The 23746-nt window shown below is 67.7% G+C and carries 27 protein-coding genes and 1 other RNA gene; 21 read left to right on the top strand and 7 right to left on the bottom strand.

From position 1 onward, the window contains the following. The first annotated feature begins 110 nt into the window (after positions 1-110). From fliP to JOF42_RS12335, 13 genes are all read left to right on the top strand, one after another. Positions 111-947 carry a flagellar type III secretion system pore protein FliP gene (gene fliP / locus JOF42_RS12395; protein ID WP_372443555.1) on the top strand — a complete coding sequence of 279 codons (837 nt, stop codon included), beginning with the start codon at positions 111-113 and terminating at the stop codon, positions 945-947. Further along, positions 947-1222 (top strand): flagellar biosynthesis protein FliQ, encoded by a 276-nt coding sequence (gene fliQ, locus JOF42_RS12390; protein WP_210098123.1) that lies wholly within the window; start codon positions 947-949, stop codon positions 1220-1222. Before fliP ends, fliQ begins: the two co-directional genes overlap by 1 nt. Beyond that, entirely contained in the window at positions 1222-1983 is a 762-nt protein-coding gene (locus JOF42_RS12385; RefSeq protein ID WP_210098122.1) for a flagellar biosynthetic protein FliR, read from the top strand. The genes fliQ and JOF42_RS12385 overlap by 1 nt, the downstream gene beginning before the upstream one ends. Then, positions 1980-3083 carry an EscU/YscU/HrcU family type III secretion system export apparatus switch protein gene (locus JOF42_RS12380; protein WP_210098121.1) on the top strand — a complete coding sequence of 368 codons (1104 nt, stop codon included), beginning with the start codon at positions 1980-1982 and terminating at the stop codon, positions 3081-3083. Before JOF42_RS12385 ends, JOF42_RS12380 begins: the two co-directional genes overlap by 4 nt. Before the next feature lie 48 nt (positions 3084-3131). Next, positions 3132-5198 carry a flagellar biosynthesis protein FlhA gene (locus tag JOF42_RS12375; RefSeq protein WP_210098120.1) on the top strand — a complete coding sequence of 689 codons (2067 nt, stop codon included), beginning with the start codon at positions 3132-3134 and terminating at the stop codon, positions 5196-5198. A 70-nt stretch (positions 5199-5268) separates the two neighbouring features. After that, entirely contained in the window at positions 5269-5535 is a 267-nt protein-coding gene (gene csrA, locus JOF42_RS12370) for a carbon storage regulator CsrA (RefSeq protein ID WP_307803600.1), read from the top strand. Between the two features lie 143 nt (positions 5536-5678). Further along, positions 5679-6140 carry a flagellar export chaperone FlgN gene (flgN, locus tag JOF42_RS12365; protein WP_259162952.1) on the top strand — a complete coding sequence of 154 codons (462 nt, stop codon included), beginning with the start codon at positions 5679-5681 and terminating at the stop codon, positions 6138-6140. A gap of 7 nt (positions 6141-6147) precedes the next feature. Beyond that, positions 6148-7554 (top strand): flagellar hook-associated protein FlgK, encoded by a 1407-nt coding sequence (gene flgK, locus JOF42_RS12360; RefSeq protein ID WP_210098117.1) that lies wholly within the window; start codon positions 6148-6150, stop codon positions 7552-7554. Positions 7555-7571: 17 nt separating this feature from the next. Next, positions 7572-8459, top strand: coding sequence for a flagellar hook-associated protein FlgL (gene flgL / locus JOF42_RS12355; protein WP_210098116.1), 888 nt, complete (start codon positions 7572-7574; stop codon positions 8457-8459). After that, complete coding sequence (locus tag JOF42_RS12350) at positions 8456-8851, top strand: flagellar assembly protein FliW (protein ID WP_210098115.1); 396 nt, start codon at positions 8456-8458, stop codon at positions 8849-8851. Before flgL ends, JOF42_RS12350 begins: the two co-directional genes overlap by 4 nt. Positions 8852-8924: 73 nt before the next feature. Continuing rightward, on the top strand, positions 8925-9440 hold the full coding sequence (locus JOF42_RS12345; RefSeq protein WP_210098114.1) for a hypothetical protein: 516 nt from the start codon (positions 8925-8927) through the stop codon (positions 9438-9440). 232 nt (positions 9441-9672) lie between these two features. Continuing rightward, positions 9673-9987 carry an HU family DNA-binding protein gene (locus tag JOF42_RS12340; protein ID WP_210098113.1) on the top strand — a complete coding sequence of 105 codons (315 nt, stop codon included), beginning with the start codon at positions 9673-9675 and terminating at the stop codon, positions 9985-9987. Between the two features lie 171 nt (positions 9988-10158). Beyond that, on the top strand, positions 10159-10962 hold the full coding sequence (locus JOF42_RS12335; protein ID WP_210098112.1) for a sigma-70 family RNA polymerase sigma factor: 804 nt from the start codon (positions 10159-10161) through the stop codon (positions 10960-10962). Positions 10963-10998: 36 nt separating this feature from the next. Here the strand turns inward: JOF42_RS12335 and JOF42_RS12330 are convergent, their stop codons facing one another. Further along, positions 10999-12087 carry an AAA family ATPase gene (locus JOF42_RS12330; RefSeq protein ID WP_210098111.1) on the bottom strand — a complete coding sequence of 363 codons (1089 nt, stop codon included), beginning with the start codon at positions 12085-12087 and terminating at the stop codon, positions 10999-11001. A 130-nt stretch (positions 12088-12217) separates the two neighbouring features. On the opposite strand from JOF42_RS12330, the gene JOF42_RS12325 reads away from it, so the two are divergent. Continuing rightward, on the top strand, positions 12218-12598 hold the full coding sequence (locus tag JOF42_RS12325) for a hypothetical protein (RefSeq protein ID WP_210098110.1): 381 nt from the start codon (positions 12218-12220) through the stop codon (positions 12596-12598). 19 nt (positions 12599-12617) lie between these two features. Here JOF42_RS12325 and JOF42_RS12320 read toward each other — a convergent pair whose 3' ends face one another. Next, positions 12618-13451, bottom strand: coding sequence for a putative endonuclease domain-containing protein (locus tag JOF42_RS12320; protein ID WP_210098109.1), 834 nt, complete (start codon positions 13449-13451; stop codon positions 12618-12620). Between the two features lie 103 nt (positions 13452-13554). Between JOF42_RS12320 and JOF42_RS12315 the strand changes: the two genes are divergently transcribed. Next, on the top strand, positions 13555-14445 hold the full coding sequence (locus JOF42_RS12315; RefSeq protein WP_210098108.1) for a TIGR01777 family oxidoreductase: 891 nt from the start codon (positions 13555-13557) through the stop codon (positions 14443-14445). Positions 14446-14468: 23 nt separating this feature from the next. On the opposite strand, the gene JOF42_RS12310 is transcribed toward JOF42_RS12315, so the two are convergent. Next, positions 14469-15233 (bottom strand): SDR family oxidoreductase, encoded by a 765-nt coding sequence (locus tag JOF42_RS12310; RefSeq protein ID WP_210098107.1) that lies wholly within the window; start codon positions 15231-15233, stop codon positions 14469-14471. A 100-nt stretch (positions 15234-15333) separates the two neighbouring features. On the opposite strand from JOF42_RS12310, the gene JOF42_RS12305 reads away from it, so the two are divergent. After that, the gene (locus tag JOF42_RS12305; protein ID WP_210098106.1) at positions 15334-16170 is read left to right on the top strand and encodes a helix-turn-helix transcriptional regulator; all 837 of its coding nucleotides are present in this window, start codon (positions 15334-15336) and stop codon (positions 16168-16170) included. Here the strand turns inward: JOF42_RS12305 and JOF42_RS12300 are convergent. Together JOF42_RS12300 and JOF42_RS12295 are read right to left on the bottom strand one after the other, a co-directional pair. Next, the gene (locus JOF42_RS12300) at positions 16142-17077 is read right to left on the bottom strand and encodes an isoprenylcysteine carboxylmethyltransferase family protein (protein ID WP_210098105.1); all 936 of its coding nucleotides are present in this window, start codon (positions 17075-17077) and stop codon (positions 16142-16144) included. The two genes, JOF42_RS12305 and JOF42_RS12300, sit on opposite strands and share 29 nt — an antisense overlap. 23 nt (positions 17078-17100) lie before the next feature. Then, positions 17101-17940 (bottom strand): aldo/keto reductase, encoded by an 840-nt coding sequence (locus JOF42_RS12295; RefSeq protein ID WP_210098104.1) that lies wholly within the window; start codon positions 17938-17940, stop codon positions 17101-17103. Positions 17941-17962: 22 nt separating this feature from the next. Between JOF42_RS12295 and JOF42_RS12290 the strand changes: the two genes are divergently transcribed. From JOF42_RS12290 to rnpB, 4 genes are all read left to right on the top strand, one after another. Beyond that, complete coding sequence (locus JOF42_RS12290; protein ID WP_307803599.1) at positions 17963-18385, top strand: YchJ family protein; 423 nt, start codon at positions 17963-17965, stop codon at positions 18383-18385. A gap of 34 nt (positions 18386-18419) precedes the next feature. Next, positions 18420-19151 (top strand): zinc ribbon domain-containing protein, encoded by a 732-nt coding sequence (locus JOF42_RS12285; RefSeq protein ID WP_210098102.1) that lies wholly within the window; start codon positions 18420-18422, stop codon positions 19149-19151. A 25-nt stretch (positions 19152-19176) separates the two neighbouring features. Beyond that, complete coding sequence (locus JOF42_RS12280) at positions 19177-20871, top strand: bifunctional 3'-5' exonuclease/DNA polymerase (RefSeq protein WP_307803598.1); 1695 nt, start codon at positions 19177-19179, stop codon at positions 20869-20871. A gap of 30 nt (positions 20872-20901) precedes the next feature. Next, an RNA gene (gene rnpB, locus JOF42_RS12275) (RNase P RNA component class A) lies at positions 20902-21258 on the top strand. 27 nt (positions 21259-21285) lie between these two features. On the opposite strand, the gene JOF42_RS12270 is transcribed toward rnpB, so the two are convergent. Further along, positions 21286-22479 (bottom strand): tyrosine-type recombinase/integrase, encoded by a 1194-nt coding sequence (locus JOF42_RS12270; protein ID WP_245340796.1) that lies wholly within the window; start codon positions 22477-22479, stop codon positions 21286-21288. Between the two features lie 5 nt (positions 22480-22484). Beyond that, positions 22485-23258: a hypothetical protein gene (locus tag JOF42_RS12265; RefSeq protein ID WP_210098101.1), complete on the bottom strand. Its 774-nt coding sequence runs from the start codon at positions 23256-23258 to the stop codon at positions 22485-22487. Between the two features lie 121 nt (positions 23259-23379). Here JOF42_RS12265 and JOF42_RS12260 point away from each other — a divergent pair, with 121 nt between their 5' ends. Next, positions 23380-23580 carry a helix-turn-helix domain-containing protein gene (locus JOF42_RS12260; protein ID WP_210098100.1) on the top strand — a complete coding sequence of 67 codons (201 nt, stop codon included), beginning with the start codon at positions 23380-23382 and terminating at the stop codon, positions 23578-23580. The last annotated feature ends 166 nt before the right edge of the window (positions 23581-23746 follow it).

Genomic DNA, 23746 nt, shown 5'->3' with positions numbered 1-23746 from the left:
GCGCTCCCGGTTACGCCTGCGCCCTCCTGTCGCGATAGTCGACTGCGAGCACGGATAGCTCGCCCCTCTGGCTACGGATCGGCCACGTCACCCAACTTCGGAGTGCCGCCGTGCCCGCATCCGCCGCCTCGCCGCCTGCGCGAGTGACGTCTCCGTCGCGGCGTGTGTGGATCCTCCTCGCCGCCGCTCTCGGCATCGCGGCCGTCCTCGTCCTGGTCGGTGCGACGGGCGCCCATGCCGCGTCGGTGTCGGCGCTGGTGCCGAGCGAGACCGGCGACGGCGACGGCGTCACCATCAACGGCATCAACGGCACGCCGTCCGACAGCATCATGACGCTGCTGGGGATCACGGTGCTCAGCGTCGCCCCCGCCCTGCTGCTGATGATGTCGAGCTTCACCAAGATCTTCGTGGTGCTGGCCCTCACCCGCAACGCGCTCTCACTGCCGTCGATCCCGCCGAACCAGGTGCTGGCAGGTCTCAGCCTGTTCCTGACGCTGTTCATCATGTGGCCGGTGCTCACCGACATCAACGCGGTCGCCGTCGCCCCTTTCAGCGCGGGCCAGATCGACTTCGGGCGGGCCTTCGAACTCGCCCAGGAGCCTCTGCGGCAGTGGATGCTCAACTACACGCGGGAAGAGGACATCGCCCTGATGCACCGGGCGGCGCAGATGGAGAACCCCACGGATCCTGCTGCGATCCCGCTGCAGACGCTCGTGCCGGCTTTCATGATCAGCGAGCTGCGCGCCGCCTTCCTGATCGGTTTCATCATCTTCGTGCCGTTCCTCGTCATCGATCTGGTCGTCGCCAGCGCACTGATGTCGATGGGAATGATGATGCTCCCGCCGGTGATGATCTCGCTGCCGTTCAAGATCCTCCTGTTCCTGCTCATCGACGGCTGGGGCATGGTCATCACCGCGCTGATCCAGTCGTACAACGGGGGTGGCTGATGAGCCCGGAAGCGGTCATCGACATCGGCCAGGCGGCCCTCATCGTCGGGGCGAAGCTCTGCGCGCCTCTGCTGATCACGGCGCTCGTGGTCGGGTTCGCGATCTCGCTGCTGCAGTCGATCACGCAGGTGCAGGAGATGACCATCTCGTTCGTGCCGAAGCTCGTCGCCGTGGGCATCGCGCTGCTGATCAGCGGTCAGTGGATGATCGCCGAGCTGATCGCCTTCACGAACGAGATGTTCGCACGGATCCCCTCGCTGCTGAACGGCGGCTGATGAACATCCCGATCGATTTCATCTGGCTCGAGGCCACCTCGCTCGCGTGCGTGCGGATCACGGCCTTCCTGGTGCTCGCCCCGCCGTTCAGCCACGGCACGATCCCGATGCGGGTCAGGGCGATGCTGGGCGTCGGGCTGGCTCTGGCGGTCTCACCCGTGGTCACCGCCGGCTACGAGCGCCTCGACACCGGAGCGTTCATGCTCGCGCTGGCGGGTCAGGCCCTGACCGGAGCCCTGCTCGGATTTCTGGTGATGGTGCTCTTCAGCGCCATCCAGGGCGCCGGACACCTGGTCGACACGTTCGGCGGCTTCCAGCTGGCGCAGGCGTTCGACCCGGGGATGGCCATCAACGGTGCGCAGTTCACGAGACTCTTCCAGATGACGGCCATCATGCTGCTGTTCGCCTCCGACGGATACCAGCTGGTGCTGGGCGGGCTGTTCCGCTCGTTCGACGCCGTCCCCGTCACGGGCATGATCGATCTCAGCAAGCCGGCGGAGGCGCTCGTGGGCGCTGCGGGGCAGATGATGCTGAGCGCAGTGCAGATCGCGGGTCCTCTGCTGATCGTGCTGTTCCTCGCCGACGTCGGGCTCGGTCTCGTCAGCCGTGTGGCACCCGCGCTCAACGCGTTCGCGATGGGCTTCCCGATCAAGATCGGGCTCACCCTGCTGCTCGTCGGATTCGTGTACGCGGCGCTTCCGAGCGTGGTCGCGGTGATCGCCGAGGACGCCGCGCGACTGCTCCTGGGGGTGACCCGATGAGCGAGAGCGACAGCGGGGAACGCACCGAGAAGGCGACCGAGCGCCGCCTCAAGGAGGCCCGGAAGAAGGGGCAGATCGGCCGCAGCCAGGACTTCACCGCGTGGGTGTGCATCGCGGCGGCCGGGGTCATGATGGTGCCGACCATCGGATCCGGGACACAGGTGCTCACCGAGCTCTTCCTCGCGGTCGCGCCGGTCGCGAAGAACCCCACAGACGGTGCTGCCGTCGACGTGCTCGGATCGGCGATCTCATCGCTCGGCGGCATCCTCCTGCCGATGCTCGTGGTCGTCCTCCTCGCCACGACCGCGACGGCGGTCGCCCAGGGCGGCATCCATCTGCGGGGTGTGACGATGCGCACCGAGCAGTTCAACATCGTCTCGGGTCTCAAGAGGGTGTTCGGCCGACAGGCCCTGTGGGAGGGGGCGAAGGCCCTGCTCAAGACGGCGGCGATCGGTGTCGCGCTGTGGATCGTCGTGTCCGGTCTCGTGCCGGTGCTCATGGCGAGCGGCAGCCACAACATCACCTGGCTGCTCGAGCAGGCCGCCGGGGGAGCCGTCGCCCTGCTGCAGGTGGCCGTCGCCGTCGGCATCCTCCTCGCGGCGATCGATGTGGCGGTGGTGATGCGGCGCAACCGCAAGCACACGCACATGACGAAGAACGAGGCGAAGGACGAGCACAAGAAGAGCGAGGGCGACCCGCTGGTGCGCTCCCAGCGTCGTTCTCGCCAGCTCGCCATGAGCCGCAACCGCATGATCGCCGCCGTCGGCGACAGCGACGTCGTGCTGGTGAACCCCACGCACGTGGCGGTGGCGCTGCGATACGAGCCGGGCAAATCGGCCCCGCGAGTCGTCGCCAAGGGCGCAGGAATCGTGGCGCAGAAGATCCGCGAGAAGGCGGAGGAGGCCGGGGTGCCGATGGTCCGAGACATCCCGCTGGCGCGTGCGCTGCACGCGGCCTGCGAGCTGGGCAGGGAGATCCCTGAGGAGCTCTACACCGCGGTCGCGCAGGTCCTCGCCTTCATCGAGTTCCTGAAGCGGCGTGGCACGGCTCGCGGCACCCACACCATGCCCTTCGCGAGCACCCGAGACCGCGGCCTCTGAGCCGCCGCACAGTGACGAACGAGTAGAGAGAACGAGAAGGCGAGACCCATGATCGGTCAGATCCTGTCCAAGGGCGCGGTACCCGTCGGCGTCGTCGGCATCATCCTCCTGCTCATCGTGCCGATCCCGACCGGGCTTCTCGATGTGCTCATCGTCCTGAACATCTCGTTCGCGCTGCTGATCCTGCTCACGGCGATGTTCGTCAAGAAGCCGCTGGACTTCTCGGTGTTCCCGAGCCTTCTCCTGGTCGCGACGCTGTTCCGACTCGGGCTCAACGTCGCCTCCACCCGCCTGGTGCTCAGCGAAGCCCACGCGGGCCAGGTGATCCAGGCGTTCGGGCAGATCACCATCAGCGGATCCCTCGTCATCGGCGCCGTGATCTTCCTCATCCTCACCGTCATTCAATTCGTCGTGGTGACCAAGGGCGCCGAGCGCGTCGCCGAGGTCGGTGCCCGCTTCACCCTCGACGCCATGCCGGGCAAGCAGATGGCGATCGACGCCGATCTGAACGCCGGGCTCATCACCGACACGGAGGCGCGCAGGCGTCGCGCCGAGGTCGCCGCGGAGGCCGACTTCTACGGTGCGATGGACGGTGCGTCGAAGTTCGTGAAGGGAGATGCGATCGCCGGGATCGTGATCGTCGTCATCAACTTCGTCGGCGGCATCATCATCGGCATGGTCCAGCACGGCATGGAGGTGGGGGATGCGCTGGAGACCTACAGCATCCTCACCATCGGCGACGGCCTCGTCACCCAGATCCCGGCACTCCTCATGGCCGTGTCGACGGGCATGATCGTCACGCGCGAGAACGCCGAGACCGAGATGGGGCAGGCGGCAGGTCGACAGCTCATGCAGTCGCGCAACGCACTGGTGATCACCGGCCTCGCCGCGATCGCGATGGGCTTCATCCCCGGGATGCCGCTGCTGGTGTTCCTGGTGATCGGCTGCGTGCTCCTGTTCGCGGCGTCCCGGGTCAAGGCCAACGAGGACCGCGATGCGGCACTCGAGGCCGACGCCCTGCAGCAGGAGGCCGAGGAGGCGGGGGCCGAGGGGCCCGAGGAGCTGATGGATCGGATGCGTGTGCACGCCCTCGAGATCTCGCTCTCTCCCGACATCGTCGACCTCGCCTCCGGGGGAGCGGGCGACCTGCTCACGCGGGTGAAGTCGCTCCGTCGCAAACTGGCCCTCGACATCGGCATCCTGATGCCGCCGGTGCGCACCCGCGACAACATCGACCTGCCGGCGCAGACGTACTCGATTCTCATCGCCGGCGTCGAGGCGGGGCGCGGAGCCGTGCCGCGCGGCCATGTGCTCGCGATCGGCACCGGGCTCGAGCAGCTGCCCGGCACCGCGGTGGTGGACCCGGTGTTCGGGCTCGAGGGCAAGTGGGTTCCGGCCGAGATGTCGCACGCCGCCGACATGGCCGGTGCCACGGTGATCGATCGGGCCAGCGTCATCATCACGCATCTCTCCGACATCGTGCAGAGCCAGGCCGACCGGCTGCTGTCGCTCGAGGACGTCCGTCAGCTGACCGAGCACCTCAAGCAGTCGAGCCCCGCGACGGTCGAGGAGCTCACACCCGCCGTGCTGTCGCTCGCCGGCATCCAGCGCGTCCTCGCCGGGCTGCTCGCCGAGCGGGTGCCGATCAACGATCTCGCCCGCATCTACGAGGCCCTCGCCCTCCGCGGCAAGACGTCGACCGAGACGGCAGGGCTGATCGATGCGGCACGAGCCGCGCTCGGTCCGGCCATCGCCGCTCGGTTCGCCGAGGACGGTCGGATCCGCGTCGTGATGTTCGAGCCGATGCTCGAGCAGCAGATGCTCGAGGGGATGCGTGTGGTCGAGGGGCAACCGCAGATCGTGTTGACGCCCGAGGCGACCATGCAGGTGCTCGAGAACGTGCGGCGCACGGTCGCCGAGCTCGATCAGATCGGACCGGAGCCGGTGCTCGTGTGCGCTCCGTCGCTGCGGCAGGCGGTGCGGCGGATGGTCTCATCGCAGGTCGGCGGGCTCCCCGTGCTGTCTTACGACGAGGCGGCGGCCGGCGGTCTCGCGACTGATGTCGTCGGGGTCGTCCGCATGACGCAGTCTGCTCTGCCCAGCGCTGCGGTATAGGTGCAATTCTGCTCATTTACGAGTCGAGTGCGGTACGTTTGTGAGCAGAGGGCGCGACAGCGCTCACGCCATGGAAGGCAGACGACGCATGCTGGTACTCACGAGACGCGCCAATGAGAGCATCGTGATCGGTGATGACATCACCGTGACGATCCTGGCGGTGACCCCGAGTGGGGTTCGTGTCGGCATCGACGCCCCGCGGGACAAGCGCATCAACCGTGCAGAGATCGTCCTCGCGGTGAGCGATGCCAACCAGGAAGCGGCGCAGACCTCGTCCGGTGAGACGGCTGAGGCTCTGCTCCTGGGGGCCCTCGGACGCACAAGCACCACCTCCTGACATCTGTCAATGGGGAGTTCTCCCCATGCGCTCCGAGTTACTGGTCCGCACGTTGTCGCGATAGTCGTGGATGTGACGGGCGATCCCGTCACGGAAACCGTGACATGACGAGGTGACGAATCGTGGCCGCTCACGACCTGAGCATGCAACTGATGCGAGAGCGCGATCTGCTGGAGGTGCTGCTCTTCAAGCTGGACGAGCAGCAGATGCTGCTCGCGACCGGACGCAACCGCTGGATCCACCATGCGGCGAACGAGATCGAGCGCGTTCTGGCGGCGATGCCGACGGTCGCCCTCTCTCGCGACACGCTCGTCATCTCCGTCGCTGACGAATGGGGTGTCCCCGAGGCGACGACCCTTCGCGATCTGATCGACGCCGCGCCCACCGATGCCTGGCGCGAGGTCCTCTCGGGGCACCTCGACGCCATGACGGCTCTCGCCGACGAGATCGGCGACATGAAGAAGGTCAACGAACAGCGACTGCGCACGGCGATCCGGGTGACGCAGGAGACCATCGCCGGACTCGGTGTGCCCACCGGCGAGTACGACCCGCAGGGCGATGTCGTCCGCGGCGCCGACGCCCGACTTCTCGACACCCGGGTGTGAGGGGACCATGTCTTCCTTCGCAGGGCTCCGGCTCGCAGAGTCCGCTCTCTCCGCCGCACGGGCGGGTATGACCGTCACCGGTCAGAACATCGCCAATCAGGCGACACCCGGATACACCCGCCAGCGCGTCGATCAGGTGTCGGTCTCGGCACCCGGTCAGACGGGGCTGTGGCCGTCGGGCCTCGGCATCGGCGGTGGCGTCGGGGTGACCGGCATCGCCCGGCTCGGTGACGACATCCTCGACGCCCGCGTGCGCGATGCCCTCGCGACGTCCGGCTTCTGGGTGGCTCGTGCAACGGCGGCCGGGCAGGCGGAGGACGTGCTCGCCGAACCCACCAAAGCCGGGCTCGCAGCCAACCTCGATCGGTTCTGGGCGGGGTGGTCGGACCTGACCAACACGCCGGATCCCGCAGCAGCGCAGGTCGTGCTCACCAACGCCAGCGTGCTCGTGGGCCAGATCGCGGCCGGGTACCAATCGATCGCGGGGCAGTGGAGCGACCTGCGCGGTCAGGTCGACAGTCAGATCGCCGACGTCAACGCGGTCGCCGGGCAGGTGGCGACGCTCAACGGGCAGATCAGGGATGCTCTGCAGTCGGGCCGGAACGCGAACGAGCTGATCGATCAGCGCAACGTCCTGGCGCAGCAGCTCTCGACGGCAGTCGGGGCGAAGGGGAGCGTCGAGGCGGACGGCACGCTCACTCTGCGTGTCGACGGGAACGCCCTCGTCTCGGGCGACAGCAGTCGTGCGCTCATCGCGAGCGGCCCCCAGGACATCGCCGACGGAGGTCGCATCGGTGTCGCCTGGGCTGATCGACCGGGCCTGGCCGTGTCGGTCACCGGAGGAATCATCGGCGGCACGATCAGCTCTCTCGCTCCCGCGTCGGAGGGCGGAACTCTCGCAGGCGTGGCAGCGGCATACAACGAGACCGCCGCCGCTCTCGCCACGGCGGTGAACGACGTGCATCGCACCGGAGTGACGTCGTCGGGCGCCGCGGGAGGCGACTTCTTCTCGGTCGCCGGCGCAGGACCCGCGGCTCTGGGGCTCGGCGTCGTGCCCACGGGCCTCGACGACCTCGCGCTGGCTGCTCCGGGTGCCGGCGCGAAGGACACCACGATCGCCGACCGCATCAGCACGCTGGGATCGTCGGCGACGGGGCCGAGCAAGACCTGGTCGAGTTTCGTCACCGGATTCGCCGTCGCCGTCGCCGGCGACAGGCAGCGTGCCGACATCGCCGATATGGGCGCCGTCGCGGCCGTCACCGCGCAGCAGTCGAACGCGTCGGTCGACGGCGACGAGGAGACGATCAACCTCCTCACCTACCAGACCGCCTACCAGGCCGCGGCGCGGGTGCTCACTGCCGTGGATGAGGCGCTGGACCTTCTGATCAACCGCACAGGCCTCGTCGGCCGCTGACTCTGGGGAGAGCCATCATGATCGGACGCATCACGAGCAACACGATGACGCAGCAGTCGCTGCGGACTCTGCAGGCGAACCTCGCCGATCGCGAGCGACTGCAGAACCAGGCCGCGTCACAGCGTGCCTTCCGCACACCCAGCGAGGATCCGGCCGCGGCCGCGACCACACTCGGCGTGCACGGCGATCAGTCCCGTGTCGCGCAGTTCGCCCGCAACCTCAGTGATGGGATGGCCTGGGTGACCACGGTCGACACGGCACTCGGGGCCAGCACCGACCTTCTCAATCGAGCGCGCGACCTCACCGTGCAGGGCGCGAACTCCGGGGCGCTCAGCCCGACCGCGCGCGAGTCCATCGCGCAGGAGCTCGAGACAATCAGCGCCGAGCTGCTCGCCCAGGCGAACACCACCGTGCTCGGGCGCAGCGTGTTCGCGGGCACGAGCGATTCGGGCACGGCGTTCGACTCCGGCACCTTCGCCTTCAACGGCATCCCGGGTGAGGGAGTGCGTCGGCGCATCAGTGACAACGAGACCGTGCGCGTCGACTTCGACGGCGCGCAGGCGTTCGGCCAGGGTGCCACCAGCGCTTTCGCGCTGCTGAACGACATCGCCGCGGAGCTCCGTGGCGGAGCGGATGTCGGCGGACGTCTCGACGACATCGACGCTCGGCTGAAGGACGTCGTCTCCGCCCGAGGAGCCACCGGTGCTCGTCAGGCGCAGCTCGAGCGCGCCGCGTCGCAGAACCTGTCGGCGTCGACCGACCTCGAGGCGCGTCGCGCCGAAGTCGAGAACGTCGACAGTCTCGAGGTCCTGGTCAAGCTGCAGTCCGCCGAGCTCGTGTTCCAATCAGCCCTGCAGGTGACCGCGCGATCGCTGCAGACCAACCTTCTGGAGTTCCTGCGATGAGCACCACCACCGCCGAGACGACGAGCATCCGCGTCGAGTTCCGCTCTCCGATGCTGGGTCTCAGCCCGTACCGGGCCTTCGCCCTCGAACCGATCACCGGGGCCGACGGGCTGTACGCGCTGCGGGCGACCGACGCCGATGTCCGACTCTTCGTCCTGGATCCGCGCTCGGCCGACCCGGGGTACGCCCCGGTCGTGTCTGCGGACGTGTTCGCAGAGGTGGATGCCGTCGACTCCTCCGAGGTCGATGTGTTCGTCGTGGCGAATCCGTCGGCGGACGGGGTGCACGTCAACCTGCGAGCGCCGATCCTGATCCACCGTGAGACAGGACGCGCGACGCAGACGATCCTCGACGACCAGACCTATCCGATCCGGGCGCTGCTCGGCGGTTGATCGCCCTGCCCACCGCATCACCGGTGATCGGCGTGAGCCGCATCCGCCGACCAGAACGCACAGGAGAGATGACGTGGTCGATCTGCGATCCCGCACGCACGGCCCCGGCGCGACCCAGGGGGTGAACCTCGTCGTCATGGCGTACGACGATCGCGTGGTGTCGGATCAGGACGGCGCGGTGACGTACTATCTCGACGCACGGGTGCACCCCGCCGATCGGCGTGCTCCCGGGCAGACGAATCTCGCGCTCGTGTCGAAGACGAGCGCCGAGGCAGTGACCCGTTTTCCGAACTCGGCGCGCTACTCGCCGCTGCAACTCGCCTCCATCGTCGAGACGGCGGCGGGCAACACCGCCGCGCTGACGGATCCGACCGGCTCGGTGATCGGCATGGCGTACGGGGTCAGGGCAGACCTCCTCATCAACGACGGCGAGGTCGTCGTCAACACCAAGACGTTGTCGACGACGGAGCTGTCGGTGCGAGCGGACGAAGACGGCATGGACATCCGTGCGCAGATCCGAGTCTCCGTGATGTCGGCGAGGAAGGCGCGGGAAGCCGTACGCGCCGGTGCCGTCGCACAGACGGTCTAGGCCGCTTCGTTCGACGGAGCGACAGGCATCCCACGGGTGGGGAAAGCAGAGAATATCGAGATTCACCGCATATACCAAGGAAGAGCCCGTAGGCTCTGAAGGCACAGGCTGGGGTACTGGCAGATCCCGGCGTCGTCGCAGGAGATGGGATCCTGCGCGCGCCATGGATGGCTGGTAGGGGTACAGCGCAAGGCGTTCGGCGACGAGCGCATTCCATGGGACGGAAGACGACATGAGCACATCAAGGACGCTCGAGACCAACCGGGTGAGCAAGCGTGAATTCGTGCAGAGGTTCGCGCGACGCGGGGGCATCTCGGTGCAGGCGGCACAGACGGCATACAGCGCGATGATCGACGAGCTGCTCGATCTCGTGGGCCGGGGGAACACCGTCACTCTCACCAACTTCGGCAAGTTCTACCCGCAGACCCACAAGGGGCATCGCGTGCAGTTCGCGAAGGATGAGGGCGACGCCGAGGTGAACGACTACACGGTGCTGAAGTTCTCGGCGACGCGTGAGGTGAACCGCCGCGTCAAGGTGAACGACTAGTCATCGTTATCTGAACGTAAACGAAGATCCCCGGTGGTTTTGGCCATCGGGGATCTTTCGTGCCAGTCTCGGCCCTAGCATGTAGATGAAAGTAGTTCTGGCCACTGGGGAGAGGTCGCACTGTGAGTCGCTGGGGAGGGCTTGCACTTACAGTGAGAAGAGGCGGATCCGATGCCGATGCGTGCGCGCAACCAGCTCGTGGTCGATCACCTGCACATCGTCGGAGCAGCGACGGCCTACGTCGCCTCTCGACTGACTCATGTCTCCCGTGACGATCTGGCCTCCGCCGGCGCGTTCGCTCTCGTGCGCGCCGCCGAGAAGTTCGATGCCACGCTCGGCGTCCCGTTCGGCGCGTTCGCGCGCGGGCGCGTGAACTGGGCGCTGAAGGACGAGCTGCGGGCGATGGACTGGGCGCCCCGTGAGGTGCGGGTGCGGGCGAAGGCGACGGCGAAGGTCCGGCAGACGCTCACCTCGGCCCTGGGACGCACTCCCTCCGTCGCCGAGATCGCTGCCGCCATGGGTGTGGACACGGCCACGGTGCGCGAGGGACTCGCCGACGCCGAGCGGATGGTGACGAGCCTCGACGCGCCGGACGCCCCCGAGATCGTCTGGACCGGATACCTTCCCGAAGAGCTCGCCATCGCCTCAGAGCGCGATGAGTTCCTCCGCCGTGCGGTGGATGCCCTGCCCGATCGCAAGCGCGACGTCGTCCGTGCGATCTACTTCGAAGATCGCACGGTCACAGAGATCGCCGACGAGCTCGGCGTCTCGCACGCGGCTGTGTCGCAGCAGCGCGCCGAGGGGGTGCGGATGCTGAGGGATGCCCTCGACCGTCACTACGCAGATTCGCCTGCCGTCGACGCGCCGCCGACATCGCGTTCCTCGGCGTCGGTGCTCGACGCCTACTTCGAGAGGCTCGCCGAGGGCGGTCAGCGTTTCACGCGTGCGATCCTGTCGCACGCCGTCGGCGTCTGACGCCCCTGAGCGCCGCGGCCGTGGGGCCTCGACGATTCAGAGTCCGAACCCGTAGCTCGCCTGTCCGACCAGGATGAGGCTGACCGTGGTGGGGTAGACCTCGGGTTCCTCGTCCTCGTCGTCGAGCAGGTCGAGCTTGTGGATCGGCACGAAGATGCTGCCGTCCGGTTCGAAGATCAGATCCTTCGGCACGAACGACGCGAAGATCGAACGGGTCGAGTTGCGGAGCTCGTAGGTGCGACCGACGTCGCCGCGCTCGAAGAGGTTCATCTCGACCTCATCCGACCAGACCTTGCCGTCGGGGAACCGCGCCTCGATGCGGTAGGTGCTCGGCTCGACCGACTTGATGTTGAGATCCTCGACGATCTCCGAGAACAGGGTGTCCGGTTGGTCGAGCTCGAACGCGATCGCGCGGAGGTGATCGTAGTTCAGTCGTGCTCGGCGGGAGAAGAGCGCGACGTTCTCGATCTCGTCGGGGTCGGCGTGCGGGGCCTGGTCGAGCAGGTACTGCCTGACTTCGTCGGGGCCGGGGTACTCGAAGCGCATGTGGTAGTGGAATCGCCCGGGGCGATTGACGATGTACGTGCTGACATCGGCGATGTCGTTGACCGTGAGGCAGTAGATGCGTTTCACCGACGAGAGCCCGTCGAAGAGCGACAGGAACTGGTTTTGACGGTTGGTCCCGTCGGCGATCCCGCGACGCCCTGCGGGGAAGTTCTTCTCGAACTCATCGAACACGATGAGGCATTCGTCCAGGCTGTCCAGGAACTCGACGATGCCGTCGTTGTCCTCCGACACGATCACGACGGGAAGGCACTGCTCTCGGGCCTCCTCCGCGACCATGCGCAGGAACAGCGTCTTGCCGATTCCCTTGTCGCCGGACAGCATCACACCGAGACTGCGATCCGAGAGCGCGTACGACCGGAAGATCTTGTCGACCTTCTTGTCGCGTCCGCCGTAGATGCGCTCCGTCCCCACGGTCAGGTCGTCGACCTTGATGAGACTGAAGCCCTCTTTCGAGGTGAAGTGCACCCGATAGGTGCCGAGAGGGAAGACCTGGTGGGTGCGCACGGCGTCGTCATAGACGCGTACATGCCCGCCGGTCTCGATGTAGGTGCTGGTCACGGTCCTCCTCCTTCGCTCCCCGTTGTAGATATCGGTCGTAGTTCACGAACCGTAAGTCCTCTCGCGGACGAGTTTTCGCAGTAGCCTGTGCGGATAGCGGGCGTGGGGACGCCCGGGTCAGGGGACCGTCATGGACGGGGACGCAGGGGTGGAGCAACCGGTCGACGGTTCGATCGTCATCGTGGTCGAGGCGGCGCCACAGGGACTCATGCAGTACACGCTGGATCCGGATGCTCGACAGCCGATCTGGCAGGCAGTGCTCATCGCTCACGACGACGCGGTCATCGGCGCGGCGACGTCGCCCGAGCAGACCGCCGACCTGCTCGTGCGGGGCAGCGTCGAGTGCATCCGGCGCAGCGTGCCCAGCCTCGACGTCGGCGGGCTGACGATGCGCCCCGAAGTCGGGCCGAACGACAACGCCCAGATCGTGGCCGCGGGCGATGCGCGGTTCCTGAGGTCCGAGTGGGATGCGGTCGTACGCGAGATCGAGGAAGAGGCCCGAGGAGACTAGGGGCGAGCGATGCGCTGCCTCAGTCGTCGACCAGGTAGGCGTCGAGCATCAGCGACCCTCGAATGTCGCGGAGTGTGTCGAGCAGTCGATCGAGACCGCGGGCGGTGAACGACGGCATCTGCAGATCGTGGGGACCCAGCGGCTCGAGCTTTCCGGTGCGGATGCGAACGACCTCCCAGCCGGTGGCACGCAGGGCCCGATCCTTGCGCAGATCGGCATCCTGTCGCTTGCCGACGTGCTCGAGCCCGTGTCGGCCGACGGTGTCGTATTCGATCGCGACCCGCAGCTCGGGCAGGAGGATGTCGGGCCAGACTTCGGTGTGGCGGAAGAACGGACGTGAGATCTTGACCGCGTTCATTCCCGAGACGCATGCCAGTCGTCGGGTGAGGGCAGCGCGCACCCTCGCCTCGGCGGCTGAGGCCACGGCGGGAGCGCACACGCTCACGAACGCCTCTCCGGCGGGGAGATCGGGCGTCTTCGTGCACAGCGTCGTCGTCGGCTTCGGCCGTCGCGGGATCGCGCGGGCTTCGCCGAGGATCACCGGTTGCGGGCGGGCGAGTGACGCGCACTCAGGACACCACGACGACTGTCGGCGCACGCGTCCGGGTCGTTCGCGTTGCTCGGTGGGCGTCGCGGCGAAGCGGTGCCCGAGCCGGCACTCCCAGCACAGGAGCACATCGGCCGCCAGCGGCACCTGCGAGAGCACGATGCCGTGGTTGAGTTCGGGGTGGTACTGGCGGATCAGCTCGGGGTAGGCGGCCCATGCCGAGCGATAGGTACCGACGTCGTACGGCACGTCGCGCCCGCGGGAGAACTGGCGTCTCGCCCACCACTGCTGCACGGGTTCGGTCACGCTCGGAACCTACCTGCCGGCTCCGACATCGCCGGAGAGCGAGCGGACGTGACAGACTCGCGGAGACGGGCGCGAACTCGGTCGTCGGAGAGAAGGAGCAGCCATGACGCAGCGGATCGTGATCAGCGGGGCATCCGGTCTCATCGGCACGGCGCTGGCGGCGTCGCTGCGGGCTGACGACGTGGAGGTGACGACGCTCGTGCGTCGGACGTCGCGTGGGCCGTCCGAGGTCGAGTGGAGACCGGGAGAGCGTGAGCTCGATCCCGACGTGCTGGCGGGCGCCGATGCCGTCGTCGCACTCGGCGGCGCGAGCGTCGGCCGGCTTCCCTGGACTCGCCGGTACCGCCGTGAGCTCGCTGAGTCCCGCCTCACGACGACCCGCACACTCGCGACAGCTGTGCGCGCACTGCGCGACGACGCACCGGCGTTCGTCTCGGCATCCGCCGTCGGCTACTACGGCTCGGCACCGGGGGAGACCCTGACCGAGGCGTCCCTCCCGGGCGACACCTTCCTCGCCCAGCTCTGTGTGCGGTGGGAGCAGGAGGCGCTGCGCGCGGGTGAGCACACGCGCGTGTCGCTGTTGCGGACCGCGCCGATCATCCATCGCCAGGGCGTCCTCAAACCGCTGATCCAGCTGACCCGGTTCGGCGTCGCGGGTCCGATCGGACCCGGCACCCAGATCTGGCCGTGGATCTCGCTCGACGACGAGGTCCGCGGCATCCGGCATGTGATCGACTCCCGTCTCGAGGGCCCGGTCAACTTCACCGGTCCCTCACGGGCCTCGGCGAACGACATCGGTCGCGCCCTCGCGAAGAGGATGCGGCGTCCGTTCTGGATTCCGGCTCCCAGCTGGGCACTCCGCCTCGCGCTGAGCAGCGCCGCCGCCGACTCGCTGCTCCTGTCGGATGCGGACGTGCGACCGGTTGCACTCGAGCGATCGGGCTTCGAGTTCACCCACACGACGGCGCAGCAGGCGGTCGACGCGGCGCTCTGACAGCCCGGTCGGCGCCCTCCGGCTCAGCGAGCGTGCGGATCGCGCCGATTCAGCGTCTCCACGACCTGCGCGTAGTCGCCACGCGCCTCGCCGTACCGGAGGAACCTGACGTTCTCGACCTGGATCTCGGTCGCGTCCGGCTGAGTCTCGATCAGCTCCACGACCTCGTCGATGAAGGCCTCGAGCGGCATCGCGAAGTCGCTCGACTCCTGGCCGGGCATGAGGGAGGTGCGCACTGCGGGCGGCTCGAGCTCGAGCACGCTCACGCTCGTGCCTGCCAGTTGCAGTCGCACCGATTCGCTGAGCATGTGGATCGCCGCCTTGGTCGCGTTGTACGTCGGTGTCACTCGCAGCGGGGCGAAGGCGAGACCGGAGGAGACCGTCATGATCGTCGCGTCCGGCACGGTGCGCAGGTGCTCGATGAAGGCGGCGATCAGTCGGATCGGGCCGAGCAGGTTGGTCGTCACGGTCGCCTCCGCGGTCTCAAGAAAGCCTGCGGGCGCCGTCCAGTCCTCGGTGCGCATGATGCCGGCCATGGTGATCACCACGTTGAGACTCGGGTGCCGGGTCACGACGGTCTCCGCTGCGGCGCGGATGCTGTCGGCATCCGTCGTGTCGATCTGCACCGTGTCGATTCCGGGGTTCTCTGTCGCGATCTGCTCGAGCAGCGCCGTGCGGCGCCCGCCGACGATGACCGTGTTGCCGCGCGCAGCGAGGCGCTGGGCGAGGGCGAGTCCGATTCCGCTCGTCGCCCCGGGGATGAAGATGGTGTTTCCGCTGATGTTCATGACTCCACTCTCCGGGCCGGCGCACGGGCTCACCAGAGAGCGTCCATCCAGGGATCCGCGATCCCTGGATGGGCGACGGGTCGCGCGAGATACTGAGGGGGTGGACAGACAGGCACTGGCAGAGTTCCTCCTGCGGCGCAGGGAGCAGCTGAAACCGTCCGACGTCGGTCTCGGCGCCGGGGCACGACGCCGTACGCCCGGTCTCCGCCGCGAGGAGGTCGCTCAGCTGGCCGCGATGTCGACCGACTACTACGCACGTCTCGAACAGCAGCGGGGGCCGCAGCCGAGCGTGCAGATCCTCGCATCCCTTGCCAGGGCCCTGAGACTCACTCCCGATGAGCGGGACTATCTGCACCGCATCTGCGGACACAGTGCTCCCGACCGCACGATGTTCACCGACTACGTGCACCCCGGCATGCTGCGCGTCCTCGACCGTCTCGACGACACACCGGCGTTCGTGGTCTCCGTGCTCGACGAGGTGCTCATCCAGAACGACGCGGCGCGGGCTCTCCTCGGCGACGCGAGCGGCCTCGAGGGACTCGAGCGCAGCGGCATCTACCGGTGGTTCGCACACCCCGACGACGAGCGCGGTCGTTACCCGCTGGCCGACCATCCCCGGCACAGCCGCGTGCTCGTCGCATCGCTCCGCGCGGCGTACGGCGCTCTGGGCGAGCGCTCGCGAGCGGGAGACATCGTGCGGGAGCTCTCCTCCGACAGTGCCGAGTTCGCCGAGCTCTGGGACGTGCACGAGGTGCGCCGGCGCTTCGAGGACCACAAGGTGCTCATCCATCCGGAGATCGGGCCGATCGAGGTCGACTGCCAAGCGCTCTTCACCGAGGACGAATCGCAGGCGCTGATCGTCCTGACCGCCGCGCCCGGCAGCGACGCCGAGAGCAAGCTCGAACTTCTCAGAGTGCTCGGGACGCAGCGGGTCTGACCGGCACCCAGCAGGCGACGCGGCGGCGATACGCGACGAAGTCCGACCCGAACCTGGCGTGCAGGTCCGCCTCCTCGAGCGGCCGCACGACCGTGTTCCAGAGCACCGAGCCGAAGAGCGAGTACGCCACCACCATCCACGACCCGAGCAGCAGGCCGACCGCGACACCCTGAGCGATGCCCGCGACCGCCATCGGGTTGCGCACGTACCGGTAGGGGCCGGTGACGACGAGCCGGTGCGCCATCTGCGACGGAAGCGGTGTCCCCTCGCCCTTCACCGACATCGACACGGCCGACCAGATGCCGAGTGCGGTGGCGCAGACCAGCAGGATGCCACCGGAGATCCGCACCGCGAGCGGGAGCTCGACGCGGAGCATCCAGCGCGCTTCGACGATCGAGACGACGACAGGGATCGCGACGAGGAAGGTGCCCCAGAAGAAGAGAGTCTGCATGCCTGTGCGGGCGAGGAGGCGCCCGGTGCCGACGCGATCGGCGGACCGGAAGGCGAGCGGACCGGTGACCATCCATTCCACCGGGACGCGCCCGCAGAGCACGATGATCGCCGCCACGATGCTCGCACCGGCGGCGACCACCATCAGGAGTGCGCCCCAGCCGGCGAGCGAGGTGACCGTCGCATAGACGCACATGCCTGCCGCCACCAGGGCCGTCCACGGCGCCGCCACCCAGAGGGCCCAGCGGACACCTGCGGCGGCCAGTGCGGAGGCGACCACGAAGAGCGGGACGTCGAACATCGCCACCGTGGCGACCGGGAGGTCTCCGAGAGTGGCTCGCCGCACGACGTCGGACAGCGGAACCGCGATCCACCACAGCGCACCGGCGAGAGTCTGGATGCCGAAGTACACCCGTGCCGTCACCGGAGTGATGCGGATTCCCGCGACGACGAGCATGCCCGCCAGTCTACGAGTGGTGCTCAGGACTCCTCGTGCGTCGCCGGGTCGGCGTCGAAGAGTCGGCCGTCGGGGCGTCCGAGCGCGCTGATCGCCTCGACCTCTGCGGCGGTCAGCAGGATCTCGCCGGCGGCGAGATTCGACACCTGATGCTCCAGCGATGACGCCTTCGGGATCGCGACGGTCTCACGCGCGACATGCCAGGCCAGCACCGTCTGTGCGGGGGAGATCCCGTGCGCGGCGGCGACCTCGCCGATCACCTGCTCCTCGATCAGCTCCTTGGCGCGCCCGAGCGGGCTCCAGGCCTCGGTGATGATTCCGTGCTCACGGTGATAGGCCAGCTGCTCGTGCTGCGGGAAGTACGGGTGCACCTCGATCTGGTTCACGACCGGGCGCACCCCCGTCTCGCGCTCGATGCGCTCGAGGTGTTCGGGGAGGAAGTTCGAGACGCCGATCTGCCTGACAGTCCCGCGCTGCTGGGCCTCGACGAGCGCCTCCCAGGCCTGCACGTATTCGTCCTGGTGGGGGTTCGGCCAGTGGATCAGGTGCAGGTCGATGGCGTCGACGCCGAGGCGCGAGCGGCTCTCCTCGATGCTCGTGCGGGCCTTGTCGCGCGGATGGTGGCGACCGGGGAGCTTCGTCGTGACGATGATCTCGGCACGATCGACATCGGCGGCGCGCACGCCCCGACCGACGGATCCCTCGTTCTCGTAGTTGAAGGCCGAGTCGAGCAGGCGGTATCCGGCATTGATCGCCGTGGTCACCGAGTCGGCTCCTGCGTCACCGTTGAGGGCGTAGGTGCCGAATCCGAGAGCGGGAAGCGTGAAGCCGTTGTGCGCGGTGAAATGGGGAAGAGCCGTCATGCCGCCAGCGTACGCTTGTGCCGTGACGGGAGAGCGAGACGCGGCGGTCGGTGACGGCATCCCCGGCGATGCGACCAGATGCCCGTGCGGGTCGGGCGATGTCTTCGGCGGATGCTGCGGACCGCTGCTCGCGGGGGCTGCGGCCCCGACGGCCGAGCGCCTGATGCGGTCCCGATTCACCGCGTTCGCGCTGCGCGATGCGGCATACCTTCGCGCGAGCTGGCATCCTTCGACCCGCCCGGCGGTGCTCGACCTCGATGACGACCTGGTCTGGAAGAGGCTCGTGATCGTCGATCGCGTCGCCGGCGGGCCGTTCGATCGTGAGGGCATCGTCGAGTTCGAGGCATTCTTCCGCCAGGGCCCGGAGCGTGGATCCCTGCACGAGCGCAGTCGCTTCGTACGGGAGGGACGCTCGTGGCTGTACCTCGACGGGCAGGTCGGGTGATGCACGCGACCGCGCAGCGACTAGATTTGAGAGCGTGAACGCCAGCCCAGAACACCAGCGCATCCTGCTCGACGTCGCCGACCTGGACCGGCGCATCGCGCAGGCGGAGCGCGCACGCACCAAGCCCGCACAGGGAGCTCGGATCACCGAGCTCGTCGCCATCCGCCAGGAGCAGCTCCGTGAGCTGACGGCTCTCACCGGCACGCGCGACGACGTACGCACCGAGCTCACGCGCCTCGAGGCCGACGTCAAGCTCGTCGAGCAGCGTCGTGCTCGCGATGCCGATCGGCTCGCGACCGCGACGAACCCCAAGGACGCGCAGGCGCTCGAGCACGAGATCGCCAGTCTCCTGAAGCGCCAGAGCGACCTCGAAGACATCGAGCTCGACGTGATGGGTCGTGTCGAGGACGCCGATGCGGCGGTCGCGGCCCAGCAGGCGCTGCTCGCCACCACCACCGCCGAGGGAAGCGCGCTCACCGCGCAGGCCAAGGCAGACGTCGCTGCGGCCACCGAGCTGGGGGCGCAGCTGACGCGCGACCGCGAGGCGGTCACCGCAGCCCTTCCCGCGCCGCTGCTGGCGGAGTACACGCGGCGGACAGCCAACAGCGCCGGCGCTGCGCTGCTCACCCGCGGTACGTGCGAGGGGTGCCGCATGCTCCTTCCCGGCACCGACCTGAACGACATCCGGAACGCCGCAGACGACCTCGTCGTCTCGTGCCCCGAGTGCGGCTGCATTCTCGTCCGCACCGAGGAATCCGGGCTGTGATCCCCGCGCCGCGCGCGCGGCGGCGGTGAACTCTCAGAGGCCTCCGGAACGCCGTGTCGCACTGCTGGCCCGGGCCGGCGGATACACGGCGGTCGAACTCGGCGCAGACGATTCCGAGGTCGGACGCGTGGAGCTCGCGGCTGCCGAGATGCCGGCGTGGGTCGCGGCTCAGGAACACGAGAACGCGCCGCGCTGGGTGATCCGCAGTGCGCGAGAGATCTACCCGGTGCTGCTCGACGCCGGTGTGCTCCTGGGGCGTTCGCACGACCTGGTGCTCTGTCACGCGATCCTCCGCGACACCGACAAGGTGGCGCGGCCCCTCGCTCCCTCGGCATCGTGGGTGCGACGCGACCCCGTCGACGAGGCCCCGGCACTCTTCGACGTCGTGGAGCAGAGCGACTCGGGTGACCCCGTGGGCGCCGCCCTCGACCAGTATCGCGAGCAGCGCCGGGTGCTTCGCGACGGCAAGGACGGCCGGCTGACGCTGCTCACCTCCGCGGAATCCGCCGGAGGGCTCATCGCCGAGGAGATGCGCGCTGCGGGCGTGCCGTGGAACGAGTCGGTGCACGACGGCATCCTCACGGAGATCCTCGGCACGCGCCCGGTCGCGGGTGGTCTTCCCAGCCACATGGTGGCGCAGGGCGAGCGGGTGCGCTCGATCCTCAGCGACCCCACGCTGAATCTCGAGAGCCAGCCGAAGCTGCTCCGGGCGCTGCACAGGGTCGGAGTCCAGGTCGAGTCGACCAGCCGGTGGGAGCTCGCCCAGCACAGCCACGCGGTCGTCGAACCCCTGCTGGCCTACAAGAAGCTGTCGCGCCTGCTCAGCGCGAACGGGTGGGCGTGGCTCGCCGAGTGGGTGCACGAGGGTCGCTTCCGGCCGATCTACATCACCGGTGGCGTCGTGACCGGGCGCTGGGCATCCGCCGGCGGGGGAGCCCTCCAGCTCCCGCGCAACCTGCGCGCGGCCGTGCGCGCGGACGAGGGCTGGACGCTCGTCGTCGCCGACGTCGCGCAGCTCGAGCCGCGGATGCTCGCCGGCATGGCCGGAGACCGGGCGATGGCGAAGGCTGCGCAGGGCAAGGACCTCTATGCCGGGGTCGTGGAATCCGGGGCCGTCGCGACCCGCGAAGAGGCCAAGTACGCGGTGCTCGGCGCGATGTACGGCGCGACGACCGGCGACAGTGGCCGCCTCGTCCCTCGTCTGCGCAAGGTGTACCCGCGCGCGATGGCTCTCGTCGACAAGGCCGCGCGATTCGGGGAGGACGGGGGAGTCGTCTCGACCTGGCTCGGACGATCCTCGCCTCGTCCGTCCACGGAGTGGGAGGCGATGCAGGCGCGTGCGACGGATGCCGACGCCGATCCCGCAGACGTCGCCCTCGCGCGGCGCCGTGCGAGGGACTGGGGTCGGTTCACCCGCAACTTCGTGGTGCAGGGCACGGCGGCCGAGTGGTCGCTCATCTGGCTCGCCGAGATCAGGCACCGCCTGCAGGCGCTGCCCGATGCGGAGCGGCCCGCGGCGGCATCCGGAGTGTTCCGTTCCCGCGCGCACCTCGCATTCTTCCTGCATGACGAGGTGATCCTGCACGTTCCTGCCGATCAGGCCGAGGCGGCGGCGGATGCCGTGCGCGAGGCCGCAGCCGTCGCCACCCGACGGCTCTTCGGCGGCTTCCCGATCGACGTGCCGCTCGATCTGCGCATTGCGGAGTCGGCCGAGAAGTAGCCACGGCTCGACGTAGACTGGGACTGCGAATGGGTCGACTGGACGGCCGCGTGGCGGGTGACCGCACCGAGGAACGTCCGGGCTCCTCAGGGCAGGACGGTGGGTAACGCCCACCCGGAGCAATCCGCGAGAAAGTGCCACAGAGAGCAGACCGCCCCGCAAGGGGTAAGGGTGAAAGGGTGGTGTAAGAGACCACCGGGGGCCATGGTGACATGGCCCGCCAGGTAAACCTCGTCCGGAGCAAGGTCAGACAGAGGATGTTGACGCGGCTCGCCGAGTCCTCGGGTAGACCGCTAGAGTGCCACGGCAACGTGTCGCCGAGAGAGATGGCCGTCGAAGGGGCGAAGAACCCCGGAACAGAACCCGGCGTACAGGTCGACCCATTCGCATTAAATGACTTGAACAGGTGTTTTTCTACACCGCGCCAGGCAGAGTCCGTGGAGAGTCCGCAGAACTGCCAAGCACGCTGTCAACGGCTTCTCGAGTCCGGTCATCGGAGTCCGCCCACATATGGCCGTACGTGTCCAACGTCTCCGTCGCGGACTTGTGGCCCAGCCGCGCCTGAACTGTCTTCACCGACTCGCCGTATCGGATCAGCAGGCTCGCGTAGTAATGACGCAGCGCGTGCATCCCTGTGCCGGTCTCAGCGCTGAGCCCAGCAGTCTTCGCGATCGGTCGCCAGATGTGCCCGAACCGCTGCCGGGTGAGCGGCTGACCAAGCCACGTGAACAGCAGTTCCCCATCCCTGATGTCATATCGCGCCAGATGATCGTTCAGAGCGGAAACGACGACGCGGGGGAGTGGGATGACCCGATTCGATGCCTCAGTCTTCGGGGGAGCGAACGCCGTGAGCCCACCAGCCTTCGTGACCAACTGTCGATCCACCGTCACCGCAGGGTTCTTGCCTAGCAGGCGCAACCTGTCTCGCGTCAGCCCGAGCACTTCACCCTGGCGCATCCCCGTGCCCGCTGCGAGGATCACCAGCGCCCGCAACTCGGCAGGCAGGGTGTCCGCCAGCAGATCTACCTGCGCGGTCGTCAGCGGTCGTATACGCGTCTTCTCGACGGTCGGAAGCTTGATTCGCGTGCACGGCGAAGTCGCGAGCTTGCGATCGTGCACAGCAGCACGAAAGATCGACGCAACCACCGTGTACACAACACCCACCGTCGCCGGCGCCAGGCCTTTACGACCGCTGTCCGGATCTCCCGTACCCAGGCGCTTGACCCACCCCTGAACCGTTGTCGTCAGGACGCTACCCAGCGGCAGGTCGCCAAGAACTGGGTACACGTGGCGCTCGAGATGCCCGCGGTAGAGCAGCGCCGTCGCATCCTTGTGCACCTGTGCGGCCAACCACGCATCAGCGTAGGTGCGGAAGGTGACCTTCGCAGACTGGGGATCGACATACTGACCCGTGACGATTGACGCCGTGACCTCATTCAGCCACTTCTGAGCCAGCTTCTTCTGGGGGAAGTGTTTCGCGTGCTCCTTGCCCGCAGCATCGAAGTATCGCGCGCGCCATTGCATCCCCGCGCCATATCGGTTCGACCGCACCCGCCTACCGTCATCGCCGCGCCGATGCCAGCGATCTTCGATGTACTGCCTCACCATGTGGACTATCCGTCCGTCGGTAGCTCGATGTTGGATGACCCGAGCATGTAGTCGCCCACCTGAACGCCTGCAAACAGATGCTCGATCGAGAGCAGCTGGGCTGCGAAGTGGTCTGCGGCGTCGCCGCCCTGTGCGACTTCATTACGGTTGAACGTAAGGCTCGCGACCTCACGGATGCCAGATCTCAGCGTCGGCGCTTCACCATAGAGGTTCTCGTAGTTGGCCAGGCTCAAACGGAACTCGAAAGCTTCGTATGCTGCCGAGGCAAGATGATGCCCAAGCCCAATGCCGGCGCGTACGTGGGCAATCGCGCGCTCGACGTGGTCGGCTAGAACCTCACTCCGGGTAATCAGTCGAGAGGTGTCGACCAACCGACCGGGAATGTGCATCATATTCCCGGTCCCAGCCACCGGTAGAGACGTGAATGAGTCAGCGACGAGGGCGTCTGCGGCGCTCAAGAAGACGCCCGGCCTCACCTCGATCTCTTCGCGAGCGGGGTAGACCAGATCCCAGATGGGAACCCCCAGTGCGCGGGAGAGCATCGTCAGTTCCGTGATCGAGACCGTTTTCCGCTTGCCTGCGAAGAGGCCATTTAGCGTGGCCTTCTTGACCGACTCAGGTGCGCCGAGAAATGCGGAGCAGCGGGCGGCCAGCGCCTCGGTTGTGACCCGACGTATCTCCTTCTCGCGGACCACCGCGCGCAGGATCTGCTTGGTGCGGCGCACCTCCCACTCGTCACCTTCGAGCGGTTCCAGTGAGTACTTGGGGAGGCTGTTCACATTCACCACACTACACGGCAACCAGTGTTCGAAAAAGACTTGCTTTTGCAATACGCTCCATGTATGGTGAATACGAACAGGTGGAGCGATCGCTCTTCCAATTTCACTTCAAGGAGGAACGATGACACTCACGTCGGATGTGCCGCAGAAGCGCTTCTACTTCGTGGACGAGGTCGCCACCGAGCTTCGTCGCTCGGAAGCGTCGATCAGATGGATGATCCACACCGAGCAAATCAAGACCGGCAAGATCGGCGGGCGCGTTGTCGTTGCTGCCGCAGAGATCGACCGGATCATCTCGGAGGCTTTCGCGGACGCCGGGTGAGAGATACAGCCTGCGACATGGATCACGTTGCTTCGAGCCGGGATTCACACGACGACGGTTGGCGACCTCCGCACGCGGACCCAACCGGGGAAGCCGCAGTCCGAAACATCATGACCGACTCCCGAGTAGACGACTACGCAGTCGTAGACATCAAGGGTCACGTCTT

Origin of the sequence: Microbacterium phyllosphaerae, assembly GCF_017876435.1 — a bacterium.
Taxonomy (GTDB): domain Bacteria; phylum Actinomycetota; class Actinomycetes; order Actinomycetales; family Microbacteriaceae; genus Microbacterium; species Microbacterium phyllosphaerae.
Note: the sequence above shows the minus strand (reverse complement) of the source record. Positions and strands in the feature narration are given on the sequence as shown.

Bases quoted from the DNA above. Each gene is read 5' to 3' on its own strand.
- fliQ (WP_210098123.1), top strand. From the start codon at position 947: ATGAGCCCGGAAGCGGTCATCGACATCGGCCAGGCGGCCCTCATCGTC.
- JOF42_RS12385 (WP_210098122.1), top strand. From the start codon at position 1,222: ATGAACATCCCGATCGATTTCATCTGGCTCGAGGCCACCTCGCTCGCG.
- JOF42_RS12380 (WP_210098121.1), top strand. From the start codon at position 1,980: ATGAGCGAGAGCGACAGCGGGGAACGCACCGAGAAGGCGACCGAGCGC.
- JOF42_RS12375 (WP_210098120.1), top strand. From the start codon at position 3,132: ATGATCGGTCAGATCCTGTCCAAGGGCGCGGTACCCGTCGGCGTCGTC.
- csrA (WP_307803600.1), top strand. From the start codon at position 5,269: ATGGAAGGCAGACGACGCATGCTGGTACTCACGAGACGCGCCAATGAG.
- flgN (WP_259162952.1), top strand. From the start codon at position 5,679: ATGCAACTGATGCGAGAGCGCGATCTGCTGGAGGTGCTGCTCTTCAAG.
- flgK (WP_210098117.1), top strand. From the start codon at position 6,148: ATGTCTTCCTTCGCAGGGCTCCGGCTCGCAGAGTCCGCTCTCTCCGCC.
- flgL (WP_210098116.1), top strand. From the start codon at position 7,572: ATGATCGGACGCATCACGAGCAACACGATGACGCAGCAGTCGCTGCGG.
- JOF42_RS12350 (WP_210098115.1), top strand. From the start codon at position 8,456: ATGAGCACCACCACCGCCGAGACGACGAGCATCCGCGTCGAGTTCCGC.
- JOF42_RS12340 (WP_210098113.1), top strand. From the start codon at position 9,673: ATGAGCACATCAAGGACGCTCGAGACCAACCGGGTGAGCAAGCGTGAA.
- JOF42_RS12335 (WP_210098112.1), top strand. From the start codon at position 10,159: ATGCCGATGCGTGCGCGCAACCAGCTCGTGGTCGATCACCTGCACATC.
- JOF42_RS12325 (WP_210098110.1), top strand. From the start codon at position 12,218: ATGGACGGGGACGCAGGGGTGGAGCAACCGGTCGACGGTTCGATCGTC.
- JOF42_RS12315 (WP_210098108.1), top strand. From the start codon at position 13,555: ATGACGCAGCGGATCGTGATCAGCGGGGCATCCGGTCTCATCGGCACG.
- JOF42_RS12310 (WP_210098107.1), bottom strand. From the start codon at position 15,233: ATGAACATCAGCGGAAACACCATCTTCATCCCCGGGGCGACGAGCGGA.
- JOF42_RS12300 (WP_210098105.1), bottom strand. From the start codon at position 17,077: ATGCTCGTCGTCGCGGGAATCCGCATCACTCCGGTGACGGCACGGGTG.
- JOF42_RS12295 (WP_210098104.1), bottom strand. From the start codon at position 17,940: ATGACGGCTCTTCCCCATTTCACCGCGCACAACGGCTTCACGCTTCCC.
- JOF42_RS12270 (WP_245340796.1), bottom strand. From the start codon at position 22,479: ATGGTGAGGCAGTACATCGAAGATCGCTGGCATCGGCGCGGCGATGAC.
- JOF42_RS12260 (WP_210098100.1), top strand. From the start codon at position 23,380: ATGACACTCACGTCGGATGTGCCGCAGAAGCGCTTCTACTTCGTGGAC.